Annotated in this window: 14 protein-coding genes, 2 pseudogenes and 1 riboswitch; of the genes and pseudogenes, 1 reads left to right on the top strand and 15 read right to left on the bottom strand. The window is 49.5% G+C overall.

Annotated features, from left to right (window positions below):
- Nucleotides 1-13 precede the first annotated feature (13 nt).
- Nucleotides 14-181: pseudogene (locus NQZ67_RS30670) on the top strand (VOC family protein); the annotation flags it as partial.
- Between the two features lie 77 nt (nt 182-258).
- Here NQZ67_RS30670 and NQZ67_RS16295 read toward each other — a convergent pair.
- From NQZ67_RS16295 to NQZ67_RS16230, 15 genes and pseudogenes are all read right to left on the bottom strand, one after another.
- Nucleotides 259-681, bottom strand: a complete 423-nt coding sequence (locus NQZ67_RS16295) for a DoxX family protein (RefSeq protein ID WP_257447871.1) — start codon at nt 679-681, stop codon at nt 259-261.
- A gap of 167 nt (nt 682-848) precedes the next feature.
- Nucleotides 849-1,565, bottom strand: a complete 717-nt coding sequence (locus tag NQZ67_RS16290; RefSeq protein ID WP_257447867.1) for a response regulator transcription factor — start codon at nt 1,563-1,565, stop codon at nt 849-851.
- 1 nt (nt 1,566) lies between these two features.
- Entirely contained in the window at nt 1,567-3,048 is a 1,482-nt protein-coding gene (locus NQZ67_RS16285; protein WP_257447864.1) for a sensor histidine kinase, read from the bottom strand.
- A 4-nt stretch (nt 3,049-3,052) separates the two neighbouring features.
- The gene (locus tag NQZ67_RS16280; protein WP_257447861.1) at nt 3,053-3,775 is read right to left on the bottom strand and encodes an ABC transporter permease; all 723 of its coding nucleotides are present in this window, start codon (nt 3,773-3,775) and stop codon (nt 3,053-3,055) included.
- Complete coding sequence (locus NQZ67_RS16275; RefSeq protein WP_257447859.1) at nt 3,772-4,497, bottom strand: ABC transporter ATP-binding protein; 726 nt, start codon at nt 4,495-4,497, stop codon at nt 3,772-3,774. Before NQZ67_RS16275 ends, NQZ67_RS16280 begins: the two co-directional genes overlap by 4 nt.
- Nucleotides 4,498-4,525: 28 nt before the next feature.
- Nucleotides 4,526-5,494 carry a hypothetical protein gene (locus tag NQZ67_RS16270; RefSeq protein ID WP_257447857.1) on the bottom strand — a complete coding sequence of 323 codons (969 nt, stop codon included), beginning with the start codon at nt 5,492-5,494 and terminating at the stop codon, nt 4,526-4,528.
- A gap of 228 nt (nt 5,495-5,722) precedes the next feature.
- Entirely contained in the window at nt 5,723-8,215 is a 2,493-nt protein-coding gene (locus NQZ67_RS16265) for a sensor domain-containing protein (protein ID WP_257447854.1), read from the bottom strand.
- Between the two features lie 133 nt (nt 8,216-8,348).
- Nucleotides 8,349-9,098, bottom strand: coding sequence for an amino acid ABC transporter ATP-binding protein (locus tag NQZ67_RS16260; RefSeq protein ID WP_257447852.1), 750 nt, complete (start codon nt 9,096-9,098; stop codon nt 8,349-8,351).
- A complete protein-coding gene (locus NQZ67_RS16255; protein ID WP_257447851.1) occupies nt 9,095-9,838 on the bottom strand; it encodes an amino acid ABC transporter permease in 744 nt (247 codons plus the stop codon). Before NQZ67_RS16255 ends, NQZ67_RS16260 begins: the two co-directional genes overlap by 4 nt.
- A 64-nt stretch (nt 9,839-9,902) precedes the next feature.
- On the bottom strand, nt 9,903-10,757 hold the full coding sequence (locus NQZ67_RS16250) for a transporter substrate-binding domain-containing protein (RefSeq protein ID WP_257447850.1): 855 nt from the start codon (nt 10,755-10,757) through the stop codon (nt 9,903-9,905).
- A gap of 103 nt (nt 10,758-10,860) precedes the next feature.
- Nucleotides 10,861-11,042, bottom strand: a riboswitch (Lysine riboswitch).
- A 138-nt stretch (nt 11,043-11,180) separates the two neighbouring features.
- The gene (locus tag NQZ67_RS16245) at nt 11,181-12,485 is read right to left on the bottom strand and encodes an alpha-amylase family glycosyl hydrolase (protein ID WP_371825316.1); all 1,305 of its coding nucleotides are present in this window, start codon (nt 12,483-12,485) and stop codon (nt 11,181-11,183) included.
- 72 nt (nt 12,486-12,557) lie between these two features.
- Nucleotides 12,558-12,812: pseudogene (locus tag NQZ67_RS30665) on the bottom strand (glycogen-binding domain-containing protein); the annotation flags it as partial.
- A 208-nt stretch (nt 12,813-13,020) separates the two neighbouring features.
- On the bottom strand, nt 13,021-13,941 hold the full coding sequence (locus NQZ67_RS16240; RefSeq protein WP_257447848.1) for an NAD-dependent epimerase/dehydratase family protein: 921 nt from the start codon (nt 13,939-13,941) through the stop codon (nt 13,021-13,023).
- Between the two features lie 55 nt (nt 13,942-13,996).
- Nucleotides 13,997-14,887 carry a MerR family transcriptional regulator gene (locus tag NQZ67_RS16235; RefSeq protein WP_257447847.1) on the bottom strand — a complete coding sequence of 297 codons (891 nt, stop codon included), beginning with the start codon at nt 14,885-14,887 and terminating at the stop codon, nt 13,997-13,999.
- A 55-nt stretch (nt 14,888-14,942) separates the two neighbouring features.
- A complete protein-coding gene (locus NQZ67_RS16230; RefSeq protein WP_257447846.1) occupies nt 14,943-15,779 on the bottom strand; it encodes a S1 family peptidase in 837 nt (278 codons plus the stop codon).
- Between the last annotated feature and the right edge of the window lie 3 nt (nt 15,780-15,782).

The raw sequence follows: 15,782 nt of genomic DNA, 5'->3' as shown, positions 1-15,782 counted from the left end.
CGCCGGTTATCACCACCTCTGCATGACCGTGGACAATGTGGATGAAGCGCTGGCCTATTTGGATTCAAACGGGGTTACAATCATCGGGGAACCCTTCGAAGTAGAGGCGATCCATCGACGCCTCGCCTTTTTTACGGATCCATGGGGGAATATTTTTGAACTGGCTCAAGCTATAGAGTAAAAAGTAACCAGCCGCTAGCAGCCCGGTTTAATTGCCAATTGCACCGGGCTACTAGCGGCTCAGCTATCCACTCCCCATTAGAGTCGGCGGCTTTTCGGACGCAGCGCCCATGAGGCGATGGCAAGCGCGGCATAGAACAGCGGGAGAATAACATGGAATCCGCCATCGCCGTAATCATGAGCGAATGCATGAGACAGCGCCGCGCCCGTCATGAGGAAGAAGATACCGCTATACGCCCATTCCTTAAGCCGGGGAAAGCCTGGTATAACGATCGCAATGACGCCAAGCAACTTCCACGCCCCGAGAATATTCGTGATATATAACGGGAAACCAATATCGGTCACTAACTCGACATTGCCCCCTAATCGCATCAATTGCCCAATACCGCTTAATGCAATAGAGAATGCGAGAATGCTGGTGACGGTCCAATAAGCGACCATCCTTCCAATAGAAGGAGATTCAACCTTCGCGATTTTTTCATTTCCTGTAATTGTACTCATTTCCATTCCTCCTTAGATATGGTTTGCTTCTTTGTTCTTGTTGAGTTCATAATAAACCCTAATCATGTCAAAAAATGATACTGTTTGTTGCCCTTTATAAGGTTGTTTGTACCATTCAAATGGTATAAAAAAAGTCCCCGCGAATCACGGAGACTTCCCTGCTAAACTTACACCTTGAAGCGATAACCCGCGCCCCATACGGTCTCGATAAACTGATGCTGCGACGGATCCTTCTGGATCTTGTCCCGGATCTTCCCTACATGGACCGTGACCGTGGCGGTATCGCCATAGTTCTCGATTCCCCAGACCCGATCCAGCAGCGCCTCCTTGGAATAGACACGGTCCGGATTTTCCGCGAGGAACAGCAGCAGATCGAATTCTTTGGCCGTCATCGTAACCTCCGCCCCGCGGAGCGTGACCCGTCTCGCATCGACCTGGATCGTGAGCTCGCGAATGTTCAGCTCGTACGACTTCCGGGCATGCGAATGGCCGGTGCCTGCCGCGACACCGGTCAATCGGTCATACCGTTCGAGATGCGCCTTCACCCGCGCCACGAGCTCCGTCGGGCTGAACGGCTTCGTCACGTAATCGTCCGCCCCTAAGCCGAGGCCACGGATCTTGTCGATATCCTCCTTGCGGGCGGATACCATCAGCACCGGTATAAACTTCGTCTCCCGGATTCGCCTCAATAGATCGAAGCCGTCCATGCCCGGCAGCATGACGTCCAGAATGATCAGATCGTATGCTTGCTCCAGCGCCTCCTCAAGCGCCTGCCGGCCGTCTGCCCGAAGGGTCACCTCATAGCCGTGCACCTCAAGAAAATCCCGCTCCAGCTCGGCGATCGCTTGATCGTCCTCAACGATTAACACTTTCCGCTTCGACATCTCACGCTCTCCCTGCTTCATTAATATTCCGATTCATCGGAATGCTAATCATCACCGTCATCGACTGTCCCGGCTCGCTTCTCGCATGAATCGCTCCGCCATGATTCGCGACAATCTGCTTCACGATGGCAAGGCCAAGCCCGGAGCCGGCCACGTTCTGATTCCGGTTCGTATCCGCGCGGTAGAAACGATCGAAGATCCGCTCCAGTTCGGCCGGTTCCATCCCGGGTCCGTTATCCGTAACCGCGAATACCCAATCCTCCGACTGCCGCCCGAAATAAACGTGGATATGGGGGTCCTTCTTGTCCATGAATTTCACCGAATTGCCGACAAGGTTCAGCATGACGCGCCTCATCTTCTGGACATCCATCGTCACGACATCATCGGGACCCGCCTCATATTCGCCCGTCAGCCGCACGCTCGCGCTCTCATACTCCATCTGCAGCTCGCTCATCGTCTGCCGATAGAACGACTCCAGCGGCACCGCCTCCATATGGAAGCGCTCCTGTTCGAGATCCAGCTTCGACAAGAGAAACAGATCGTCGATCATCCGGTCCATATCGAGCGCCTTCGCATAAATCACGTCGATATACTTCTTCAGCTTCTCTGGATCGTCCGCAATGCCTACCCGAATTCCCTCCACATAACCCTTGATCGAGGTCAGCGGCGTCTTCAAATCATGCGAAATATTCGAAATGAGCTCCTTGCGGTTCTCCTCTAGCGCCAGCTGAGCGTCGATCGATCGCTGCAGCTCGCTGCGCATCTTCTCGTACGAGCGAATGACGCTTCCCACCTCGTTGCGCACCTTGGATTCCAGACGGAAGTTCAGATCCCCTTCCGCAATGCGCCGGGAGCCCTGCTCGAGCTGCCGCAGCGGCCTTACGATATCTCTCGTCGTGATCCAGAGCAGCGGTACCAGAATGATGCCGACCAGAATTGCGATGCCGAGCAGCACGAATAACTCGAATCGATTCGTCTTGGACTCTGCCATCGTCATATCGGCCACCAGGTAATACGTTAGAGGATCGTTAATGCCAGGGAAATCGTAGGCTACCGAAAGCAAATCGCGTTCCTCCCACGCGCTCACGACGAACACGTCGTCGGCGTGCGGTCCGGCCGTGGACACGTCCAGCTGCAGCTGCCTCAGGAACGCTTCCCCTTCGCTAAGAGCACCGTAGCTTTCCCAGCGCTCGCCTTGGCGGACGACAAGGAAGCCCCCGAACGGCTGCAGCCGGTCCCCTATGGAGGCCGCGAACTCGGGGGACGTCAGCTCCTCCGGCGTATACCGCTCCGCATAACGCAGGTCCACGAACAGATCGATGCTCCGAGAGAAGGCTTCATCAGGGGATTGATCCTTCACGATACCGCTCGCGAGATACGAGAGGACCGCCGTGACGAGCCCAATTCCGGTCATCGCCACAATAATCGCCGTCAGAATAGTACCGAATAAATACGTTAAAATTAGTTTCAATCGAATGGACATAACGTCAGAACTCTTTTCTTTGGAAGGCCAGCAAGCCCAATATAGTGCCAATGATATAGTAGGCTGTCATAAATAGCAACGTCGAAACCGTCATGCTGGCATCCCCCCCGTACAAGAGAGGCTGCAGCCAGTCCGCGTAGTTCGTGACGAAGAAGCGATTCAGCTGCGGCTCAAGAAATCCGATGACGCTCATCGCCATCCACAGCACGACGCTCACCGCCAGCCCAACGCCGCTGCTTCCCACCCATAGGGACACGCTGTTCGCCAAGACGAGCAGCAAACCGCTGAACAGGATCGCGCCGCCAAGCTCCGCTATACCCGCCCCAAGCGAGGACGCTGCAGGCAAGCCGTGAAGGATGAGGTCTCCAATAAACGTCGGCAGGAACATAAACAGGACAATTAAGGCACCTGCCGCCCACCCCGCGAACAATTTGCCCATGAAGAGAAACTCCCGGCTAATCGGCAGCTTCAGCGCATGCTTGATTGCCCCCTTGAATTCGCCAATCATGAGGTCGCTGCCGAGCGTCACCATGAGAAAAGGGAGTATAGCCGCGAGCAGCAGCTCGATTGCCGACAGCGGCAGGTTGTCATCGAGTCCAAGACGGTCGCCGATAAAGACGAAGAGAACGCCAATAATGAAGGAAAGCAGCAGCAGAGCCTTCAGCTTGCCTCCGCGGAACAGCTTGCGCAGCTCCTCTGCGGCGAGGTTATTTATCTGCGCGATCATACGGCGGCTCCACTCCTTTCCTGTGCGAGATGATGCAAATAATAATCTTCCACTCCTGCATACGATGCCCGAATCCGCGCGATGTCCGCCGTGTGGACATGCCGCCCTTCGTAAACGATGCAAGCATGCGTGATCCAGTCTTCGATGTCGTGTACCTGATGCGACGACACGATGACGCTCATCCCCGTGCCCTCCACAAGGCCGCGCAGCATCATCGAGATTTCCCGCCTGCCCTCGATGTCCATGCCCGAGAAAGGCTCATCGAGCAGCAGCAGCTTCGGCCGGTGGAGCAGCACGCTGGCCAGCTCGAGCCGCTGCTTCATGCCGGTGGAGTACTTCTTGATCTTCAGGTTCCAGTGCTTCGTCATGCCAACGAGCTCCAACGTCTGCCGGATGCGCGCTTCGTCGACACCCGGGTATAGCTTATGGTAGCACTTCAAATAGTCATATCCCGTGAGATAGAGATACGGGGACGGCTCCCCGATCATCAGGCCCATGTGCGGCCTCGTCAGCTCGGGCCGGTCGGCGACGGAGGCGCCGTTCCAGCATGCTTCCCCGCGGTCTATCCCGATCCAGCCGGCCATCGCCTGCAGCGCCGTCGTCTTCCCGGCGCCGTTCGGTCCCAATAAGGCGACAACCTCACCGGAACGCACGGTGAGGTTCAGCCCTTGGATGCCGCGACCGCCGGGGTAGACCTTCGTCAGATCGTTTACTTCAAACATAGGTATGGTCCTCCCGAGGTCAATTGCGTTAGCTGCGGTCGTCGAACGTTGCGGCGTCGATGATTTCCACGGACTTGCCGGCAGGGTCGTACGCCTCCGGCGTCGTAGCATTGATGCCGCTAACTTCGCCTGCGCCTTCGATTTCCACGCGGTGGGTGACGCCCGCCTCATCCTTGCCGCTTACTTCAAGCTCGCCTTGCACGCCTTGTACCTCGTTATTCGCATCGACCGTCATTTGCAGCCGCACATGTTCAATGGCAACGTCTTCGGTTAGCTCAGGCAATTGCTCTTCCAGGTCGATTCCCTCAAGTCCTTGGAAGAAAGGAAGCTGCTTAAGCTGCTCCCACTCCGCATGCGCTTCCGGCGCATGCGCGCGACCAACCCGTTCCTCAGCCGATGCCGCATCCATCAGCAAGCGTACTGGAAGCGGAATGTCTTCCTTGCTGATATCGACCGTAATCGTCTTCGAGCCGTCCGCCTGGTTCGCCACGCTGAAGTTATCCTTCAGGTCGCCGACTAGAAAATCGAGGAGCGCTTCTTCCGCTTTGTTCATCGGACGATCCTGGAACTCCTCCTCCGACCAATCGTGGTGTTCGCCGGTGTGTTCATCATCCACGTTGATCACCTGGTAATGCAAATCATGCGTCCGGTCTACGAGATAAACCTTGTCATCGCCACTGCTGTACAGGCTGGCTTGTCGTTCGACGCCCATGAGCGTGAAGTCGAGGTCGCCGCTGACGTTTTCCATGCCGCCGACTTCCCCCATCTTCCCTGAGCCGTCCGCCTTCAGCACCGTTTCGCCGTCAACCGTAATGCTGAAGTTTCCGCCCACCGTCGCGCTCTCGATTGTATCCCCCGACGCATGGTTCGCTTTCAGCACCGCCTTGAACGCATCGTAGCCTTCCGTGTTCGGGCTATACGCGAAAGCCGTCGCCGTAAATAGTGTCATTGCGCCAACCGCCGAGCCTATCATGATGAATTTGCTTTTCTTTTTCATTTTTCATTCTCTCCTTTAAGGTGGTATGGCCTCTCTCTCGCCTACAACCTTAGTCTAAAGGAGGAGTCTAAAGTCCCTCGAAAGCAATTCGAAAATTTCTCTAAAATCGGGAAATCAGGCCATTGAAAGGCGAAAAGCCATCCTAGGTGGATGGCCTCGATTAGCGCATTATGATGCCGCCATAGGGTGACGGTTTTCCAAACAGGCACAGGTTTGCCGATTACCGCATCATGTCATGTTGTTATCTCTCAACAGCTTGGCAAATGCCTCAACATGCAGAGGACGACTGAAATAGTAGCCTTGAATCTCATCGCATTGCAGCTCTTTCAACAGAGCATATTGCTCGGCGGTCTCTACACCCTCCGCCACAACGTTCATATCCAATTCTTTAGCCAAGGTCAGAATGCATTGAATAATGCTCCGATTCACTGAATCCGTAAGGATTTCCTCCACAAAGGATCGGTCTATTTTCAATGTATCCAAGGTTAGCTGCTTCAATAAATATAAAGAAGAATATCCGGTTCCGAAGTCGTCTAAGGAGACCTTGATGTTCCTTTTTTTCAATTCGGATAGCAGCTGAGTCACTTCGAATTCATTGCTGATGAATGAACTTTCTGTAATTTCAATTTCCAACTGCCCCGCGGCTATTCCCGTTTCTTCAATAATGTTATCTATGGTTTGCAAAATGTTTGGCCTTATTAATTGTTTTACGGAAAAGTTGACCGAAGTGGTAATGGGTTTAAAGCCTTGATCTTGCCAACTTTTATTTTGCCTGCAAGCTTCACGTAATACCCATTCGCCTATTGGAACAATAAGTCCCGTTTCTTCTGCAATCGGTATGAACTCAGCAGGAGAGATCAGGCCCCATTCAGGATGCGTCCATCTAATCAAAGCCTCTACCCCAACAATCTTCGTTGTTTGCGAATCGACACGAGGCATGTACATAAGGAAAAATTCCTTCTTGTCCAGCGCTTTTCGGAGATCGTTGCTTAAATTAAAATGCTTGAAAGATTGCAAATCCGTAGATGCGGAGTAATATTGAATCTGGTCCCTCCCTTGAGACTTAGCCACATACAAGGCCGTATCCGCATTTTTGAATAAAGTCTCCACCGTACTCCCATCCTCAGGCGACATACTGATGCCTATGCTGATCGTGACATGAAGATCGTATCCATCTATTACAAAATCAACTTTAGTTAACTGTGCCAGCTTGTCGGCAAGCCGTCTAATTTCATCATGATGGTTCACTTCAGACATAACGATGCAAAACTCATCGCCGCCAAGACGATAAACCGTCTGACCTGCCTGTAAACATTCCTGCACTCTTCGGGCAAAGTGCTGTAATAATACATCGCCGATGGAATGTCCAAGTGTATCATTTACATATTTAAACCGATCCAAATCGATTAACATGACAACAACCTTTTTGCTCGCATCTCGACTATTTTTCAAGCGTTGATCCAATTGCACCTCGAACATCCTCCGATTAGGAAGCGTCGTTAAATAATCATGATAAGCCAAAAATTGATTTAATTCCTCTGTTTGCTTTCGTTCCGTTACATCTAGAACGGTGCCGATTGTCGCCGGCTTGCCCTGATGAAGAACTTTCTTATAATGAACCTCGATAATGATGATGGATCCGTCTCGCTTAATGCCTCTGTGATGATAGTTTTGTATAGATTCGCCTTCAGCTAAGGATGATATTTCATCTATCACTCTTTGTCGATCTTCGGGGTGTATAAGACTTAGTACCTTCAGATCTGTTATCGTATCATAACCCATCATCTTATTTAAGTGTGGATTCGAATAGATGAAGGTTCCCTCCACGGCAATAAATACGCCAACAATCGACTGCTCAACCAAGCTTCGATATTTGGTCTCTGCATCTATTAATGAACGCTCCACTGCTTTTTGGGCTGTAATATTTTTGGCTATCCCGTAAACCCCTACTAATTCATTATTAATGACGATGGGGATATTGGTCACGTTAAATTCAAGAATAGATCCGTCTTTATGAATACCTGTCGTTTCATAATTTTGCGGAGTACGGGTTCGTATCGTTTCCAAGAAGAAATGATTCGTTTTTTCACTAGAAGCTGGTTCCACAAAAGCTTGATAATTCTGATGTAAAATCTCTTCTTCCTTTACAGCAAAAGTTTCTAAAAAAGCAGGGTTCCAGGATAAAAAATTCCCTTGAAGATCAAACGAAAATACCGAGTCAGGATTATTATCAAACAGGGACTTATAATATTGCTCTTCCTCTATCAAGCTTAGCTGAAGCTTCTTATGCACAGTAGTATCCTGAACGACGCCAACGATTCGGGTTAACTCATTAAGCTCATTCACTACAAACTCGGTGACTTGAACCACGTTTCGTATTTCCCCATCAGGATGGACGATTCGAAATTCGATTTCGTACCCCGTTTTATCATCAAGAGCAGCGTTGAATCTTTCGATTGTTCGTGTACGGTCATCAGGGTGTATAAGGGTATAAAATTGATCAAAGCTCATAGAAAAGTCATCTTCTATTCCATGTATAGTGAATAGTTGTTTAGACCATGTAGTAGCATCTTTTTGAAAGTCATACTCCCAATACCCTACATTGAATATCTTTTGAACGAACTCAAAATCTTCATATCTTCTTTGCAGATGGTCGAGTAATTGTTCGGTGTTCTTACTATTATGAAATTCATCTTTATGAATTTTGTAATTTTTGGGCATTTGCAGCCACGCTCCATACCTCGTTTGACATAACCGTAAGCTGTACATATCGCCTTGCACGACATGTTAGGATATATTTTTCTCCATATGTTTCGCCAGTATTCCAAACCAGCGCCCAGCTTGCTCATCGACATTAGATTCGACCATGATTAGCCAATGTTCTCTTTAGAAACTCCTTCGTGCGCTCTTGCTGCGGATGGTTAAAAATTTGCTCAGGCGTTCCTTCTTCCGCGATAACGCCTTTATCCATAAAGACTACCCGGTCCGACACTTCCCTCGCGAAATCCATCTCATGGGTGACAATGAGCATCGTCAGCCCAGTTTCCGCTAACTCCTTCATCACCTTGAGCACCTCGCCTACCATCTCGGGATCAAGCGCGGATGTAGGCTCGTCGAATAACATCACATCAGGCTCCATCGATAAAGCTCTCGCAATGGCTACGCGCTGCTTCTGACCGCCTGACAATTGCTTAGGCTTAGCATGAACATAACTCTCCATGCCGACTACCTTTAAATATTTTCTAGCGACTTGCTCCGCTTCTTCCTTGGAGCGTTTCAATACTTTGACCTGACCCACAACGCAATTGCTTAGCACATTATGATTTTCGAACAGGTTGAATTGCTGGAACACCATCCCGAGCTTTGTGCGGTAGGAGGGAATGTGATGATTCCCATCCAATATATTTTGTCCACGGTAGTAGATTTGACCGCCGCTGGGGATCTCCAGAAGGTTGATGCATCGCAGCAATGTCGACTTCCCCGATCCCGAGGAGCCTATAATGCTGACCACTTCGCCATGATGGACAGAAAATCGGATATCCTTAAGCACTTCGTTGGCGCCGTAGCTTTTATTCACATTTTGAATGTCGATGACTTTCGTCATTTGCCAAGCTCACCTCTTTCTGATCTTGCCGCTATGATCTTGTAGCTCTTGGAACCATTCATCTTCTTCTCGACATAGAGCAATATTCTCGTGACGGTGAAGGTCATGACGAAATAAAGAACACATGCGACAAAGAAGGATTCAAAATAACGGAAGTTGTTGCCCGCCACGGACTTCGTCACGAAATACAGCTCGGAAACGGAAATCACGTTAAGAACGGATGTATCTTTAATATTGATCACGAATTGATTGCCCGTTGCCGGTAAAATATTGCGAATAGCCTGCGGTAAAATAACGTTAACCATCTTCTGCATATGGTTCATGCCTATCGCATCAGCCGCTTCGAACTGCCCTTTATCAATGGACATGATCCCGCCGCGAACAATTTCCGCCATATAGGCGCCTGTATTAATGGACACGACAATTAAGGCCGCCACCAACACATCTAAATTCAGATTGAAAGCTAACGCCGAACCGTAAAAAATGACCATAGCCTGCACGATCATCGGGGTTCCGCGAAACACCTCTATATACACCGTACAAAGGAAATTTACCGTCTTAAGCAATAAGCGCTGCGCGATATTCCTTGGCGTAGGGATCGTTCTTAACACGCCCGCCAATAAGCCGATGACAGCGCCAACTATCGTTCCCACTAAAGCAATAAATAGCGTTAGCCCTGCCCCGCGAAGAAACATCTGCCAGTTCTCTTCTACAATTCGGACAATCCAATCAAAGCTCATGTCTATTCCTCCATGCTTGAATTACAAAACCGACTGTATGGAATACAGCCGGTTTCCCGTTTTCTTATTTTGCCGCAGGTTGATTTTTTATTGCCGTATCCATAATGCTTGTGCGCTCATCTTCAGAAATGCCTTTTAGAATTTCATTGATTTTCGCCGTATATTCGCTGCCCTTCGCAAGGCCGACCGCAATCGCCGTGTCATCCTCGGAGGTTTGGAAGCCATCCTTGAATTCTACCATCGCGAAGTTTTCGTTGGCTGCCGAAGCACTCACAGCCTCCGGGCGCTCGGAGACGTAACCGTCAATCATCCCGGACTCCAGCGCTACTCTCATCGCCGGAAAGTTGTCCATCGCGGCTTTCTTGGACACACCGTTAATTTGGTCGATAACCGAATAGTGGAAGGTGTTCAGCTGCGCGGTAATGTTCGCCCCGCCAAAGTCTTGAATGGAAGTCGCCCCTTCATACTTCCCGCCTTTTTTCACGACCATCACTAGGTTCGATTTGTAATAGTTGTCGGAGAAGTCGATCGTCTCCTTACGCTCCGCGGTAGGGGACATTCCGGCAATAATCGCATCGATTTTGCCCGAAGTTAGAGATGGGACGAGTCCATCCCACTCGGTCTTTACAATCTCAAGCTCCTTGCCCAAGCCTTCTGCTATCTTCTTCGCGATCTCCACATCATAACCGCCGGCAAATTCAGCGCTTCCAGAGATGCTGACAGCTCCGTTGGAATTATCGTTTTGACTCCAGTTGAATGGCGCATAACCCGCTTCCATTCCAACCTTGAACGTCTCTTTTGCCGTGGCATTGGAATCATTGGAACCGGAGCTGTTTGAACTTGCGTCGTTTGCACCGCACCCGCTAACCATAATCATCGCGGAAATCAGCATCATCGAAAATAGTTTTGTCTTCTTCATCGTCTTTTCCCCTTATACTGTAAGCTAAAACCAAACAAAAAAAGCGACCCGAGATGAGCTCAGGCCGCACTATTTCATAGTACCATTCACGCCTCCGCTTCCCTTTGGAGATAGCTCAACTCAATGAACTGGGAGATTCATTGAGACAGTCTTGCAGCTCTTAACTGCAAGCCCAGCAAGTAATACCGAGCATATTACCCACTTCGGCGGAATTTCCTTCTTCGCAGCTTCATCGCCTCTCAAGCTCATCTGCAAACTGTTAAATACCGCGCCTCTACCTCACCACTAGCGTGAGGTGTTATTTAATTAATTAAATTATGATATAGGAGGTAGAAGGCTGTCAACAATCATTGGTTGGTTATTCGTGAAGAATATTCCAGTAACAGTTAAATTATATGAAATTGAATGCATGGAAAAATCATTTTATTGGATTCGATAAATCAAACTTTCATACGGTTCCATTCGCCAATCAGGCGCGTGATGCTCATTCCCGGGGTTAGCACCTCCGGACCGGTATACGACCTGTTTAGCCGCTCCGGTGATTCGATCTGCGATATTCTTCTCCTCAAACTCGAGAACAAGCGGGTCCTCCGAGAAGCTTACCATAACGAGAAACTCCTCATCCTTGCTTTTCCTGATATAGGACAGTACTTTGTCTTGATTGTTCTTGATAAAGATGAGCTCACCATTCCAAAATGCAGCGTGTTCCGTTCGCAATCGAATTAAAAAGCGATAGTGTTCAAACAGCTCTTGATCAAATGGAGTCCAGTCTAACTGGTAATCATCAAACAAGGATTTCCATGTGTTGAACGTTCTTTCGTTAAACTCCTGCCCCATCATAAGGAAAGGAACACCCTCAACGGTCAATAATAGGGTAGCCGCAGGCTTAGCTAACTTTGGCCCAAGATATTCGGCGACCCTGGAGAGCTCCTTCTCTTCGAGCCATCGCATTCTTAACGAGCCTCTCGGGAAGCTGTATGTATAAGAATGATATATCTTAATAACATCCTTCTGCGATAAGGCTCCCTCAGCTACAGCCTTGATCATTAATCTCAGACTGCCATCATAAGTCAAATCGCAGGAATCCACATGATGATATTCGTCATAGGACTGTGAAATAAGAACAAACTCCCGTCCGTTCTGCCCGAGTTCATTCCTGATTTCGGTTAAAAAAGCGGATGGCGTAATATCCGAATCATCCAATCGGAAACCATCGAATTGAAACTCGGCGAACCAGTAGCTCATCGCTTTTTTGATATATCGTCTTAGGTCCGGATGGTCGAAATTCAGCCCCGCAAAATAATCCCTGTTCGGAACCTCGTAATAAACCTCATCGTTCTCGTTCCGCGTAAAATATTCAGGATGCGTTTCCGTCAAGATATGGTCAACGCTTCCCCGGTTCATGACCCAATCCATGATGACTCGAATGCCATTGGCATGCGCTTCGTTAATCATGGCCTTTAGCTCCTCAGCCGTTCCGAAGGATGGATCGATGGAGTAATAATCTCGTATGGCGTAAGGATCGCCATGTTTACCAATCCTCTTTTGCTCTCCGACCAGCCCAAAAGGCATGATCCACAGCACGTTCACTCCAAGCTGTTTGAAGTACCCAATCTTCTCCGCAAGTCCAGTAAAACCATTTTCGTTGAACGCTCGGAGGTGAAGCTCGTATATGACCGCTTTTCTGATCCATTCCGGACTCTCTAGGGCCGAATAGTTTTTGTACATAAACCCAGGGTTACGCGCGGAGATGTCGGTTGTCCGTATGAGAACCTCTCCGTTTTCCGTAACCGTCATCGCAGAGTTATTCTGCCCGTCTTCCGAAATATTCGGATTTTGCGGATCCACGATCCACTCCTCGCCGTTAACGACAAACTTGTACAGATGCCTGCCTTTCGCAATGCTCCGCTCCAGCTCCCAGCGGCGTTCTCCCGTTTGTTGCATATAATCGGCTTGATGGTTCCAGCTATTGAAGGTCCCCGCCACCGCAACGCTTTGAACGTGATCTTGAGCGATATAAACGAACTTTACCCCTTGAGCTCCCTTTACTGGCATGAATCTGCGCAACCCCTTTACGTTTAATCGGTACCCGCAGCGTTTCCCCAACGCCATTCCCAGGCTGGCCGACCCGTTAAACAAAAAAGGGCCCAACCCCTGAACACAGCGAGGTTGAACCCTTCGGTTACATTGCCTTTATCTTAGCTTCTAAGCTACTTGGAAACGATTGGTTTGTCAACATCTTTCAATGACGGTAAACCGCCGCCTATATTTGTTTACGATACCACTCGACAGTTGCGGCTAATGCTACATCAAGCGGGGTAGCTGGCTGTCCAAATCGTTCTGTATATTTTCGATTACTAATCACAAAATCTTTTTCAAATTGGTAAAACATTTCAATGCTTTCCCTGGCTGTCGGCATGAAAAGACCACCGATGCGAAGCATCCCTTTGCCCATGGGCTTGATTGTTGCCTTGACCCCTGCAAGCTGCGCGGCCAGTTCTACAAATTCCCTTACCGTTACCGTTTTCGAATTCGGAACATGCCATGCCTCTCCATAGGCATTATCTGTTTGCCCGAGCGTAACTAGCGCTTTGCCGAAATCCTCAATATACGTATAGGTATGCTTCACATCCAGCTTGCCCAGTATGGACACTGGTTTACCTGACACAAGCGGTCGAAACATCATGCTGCCTGCAGACGAGTTCGTAACCCCTGGCCCGTAGAAATCAGATCCACGACCGATTACGACCTGCAGCTCTCCCCGGCGATGCAAATCAAGCAACCTCTCTGCAAGTTTTGCGCGAATTCTGCCTTTCTTCGTTGCTGCGACATACGGCAGTTCCTCGTGAATTTCACCTTTGGCCTCCCCGTACATGTACATATTTTCTGCCGCGACCAGTTTGGCGTTTGCCGCCTTCGCGGCTTCTATGATATTCTCCTGCAGTCGTTCAAACAAAGAGCTCCACTTATGGTACGGGGGTTGTACGCACTGATACACAACTGATGCCCCCGCAATAGCCGATTTAGCTTGATTTACATCCATCAGATCTGCCTTTTCGACAGATATGTGTTCTGTCCATGGATATCGACCCGAAGAATTTACGATCCGGTACGGCTCCCCTCTCATCTGAAGCTCCTTCATAACCGATCGGCCGAGCGGCCCTGTCCCTAATATGACATGCATGCATATATTCCCCCTAGACCCATTAGTATTGAAATCAGAATAAACCCTATAGCGGCTATAGGGTCAATACCGGGTGGACAGGAATTTGCAGCTCCACGATAAACTCGCTTGGGTCACGCATTTGACTTAAATCAATAACATATTGCTCTATTGCAGGCCCGCTTTCCGCATACCCATGACGATCCATCCACTCGAGGAGATGCCGATAAACATTCTTGCAAGAATTTTCGTTGGGTGGGCCGCTGTAGGTTGCCGTTATGTACGCGCCTTTGGGCAATGTTCGCACGAAGGGGTGATCGGGAACCTCGGATAGAAGGGGGATGCACACCTCTATATCCGAATCCATTCTATTGAACGTTAGCAAGTTCTCATGATAGATGCACATGATAGGTCCCTGCGCAGTCAATTCATTCGCTTCAAGCTTATCGAATAGCTGCGTAAATCGCACAATGGACGCCTCCATACTACATTCCGCCCGCCTTCTTTCGAAAGCGACAGTACGATCCGCCATTTGCTTCAAATCAATCAATAGCCCTCCATAACCAAGCTTTTTATTTAAGCCTCTCAGGCTATCCAGCTGTTCCAGTCGCCTCTCCATGGAAGCTGCTGTTGCTTGAAGCCGTTCGATTTCCGCCAGTATCTCCTGCTTTTTTCCTTTCAAGGCCTCCGTTAGCCCTTCAATCCCTTTCTGTTTCAAAATGTTGCTTATCTCCTCTAAAGAGAAACGGTAGCCTTTTAAATCTTGTACGATTTTGATCAACAGTATATCCATATTCGAATAGTATCGATATTGAGTGAAGGGGTCTGTCCGGCTGGGGCAAATTAACCCGAGTTTATCGTAATACCTCAACGTTTGAATGGAAATTCCACAGATTCGAGAGACGTGCCCGATCGTATAGGTTTGGTCGCTAGCCATACTTCCCTCATTGTTTCCTTTCGATATCATCCGTCCGATTACTCCTCTCACATGTCCATTCGTTCGGTCGAGATAAGTTCCCCTATTATTCTGCTGGTGGCAGCGAAGCTCGTAGCAGGGTCTCCATGTCGGCAACAGGTATGGCCAAACCGGCCTCTATCATTTGGTCTTGATGCTGGACATCGCCAGTGGCGAATACAACGGCGATGGCTTTGCCGCGCTTGTTAATGACGGGAGAGCCGCTATTGCCGCTATAGACCGGCGCATCAAGTGCCATGACTGGCGTCTGGCGGTCTTGAATCGGGACCAAGCCGATAATCGTGCCTTCGATGGCGATTTGCGTGAAATGAAGAGGATTGCCAATCACGTAGATTGGTTCATCAGGCTCCCACTGCTTGTTGTCTCGCTCGACTTCAATGAACGGCAGCCGCCCATCCCCGATGTCCGCCTTCAGTATGGCGATATCCAAATCCGGATCGCTGCCCGACAGCACTGCTTTATAACCCTGACTTTGCTCCGGGAATTGCACGATAATATAACCGCTATCTTCAATGACGTGATAGTTGGTCACTATGTAGCCGCCGTCTATGTGGAATCCGGTGCCCTTGCCTTTGTCCGTGCTAACCGTAACAACCGCTTCTTTATACCTTTGGATTTCGGCTTGATTGGATAATTCCTTCGACTCGAACAAGAGGGGCAGCGTCTTCATGTTGTAGATTTGCGGCCAGAAGGCCACTATATTTCCGACTAGAGCGGCCACGAGCAGGAATATGATCGTATTTCGGATCCACTTCCGTCGGCCCGCCGATGAACCCCCGTCGTCATCCTCTTCCTCTTCCGATTCCAAGTCCCACTCCTCGTCTTCATACAGGTGGTCATTCTCATGTTCTTGCTCTTTGTTTCGATTCGGATGGTCTTCCATGCG

The sequence above is a fragment of the Paenibacillus soyae genome (genome assembly GCF_024623455.1).
Taxonomy (GTDB): Bacteria; Bacillota; Bacilli; order Paenibacillales; family Paenibacillaceae; genus Pristimantibacillus; species Pristimantibacillus soyae.
Note: the sequence above shows the minus strand (reverse complement) of the source record. Positions and strands in the feature narration are given on the sequence as shown.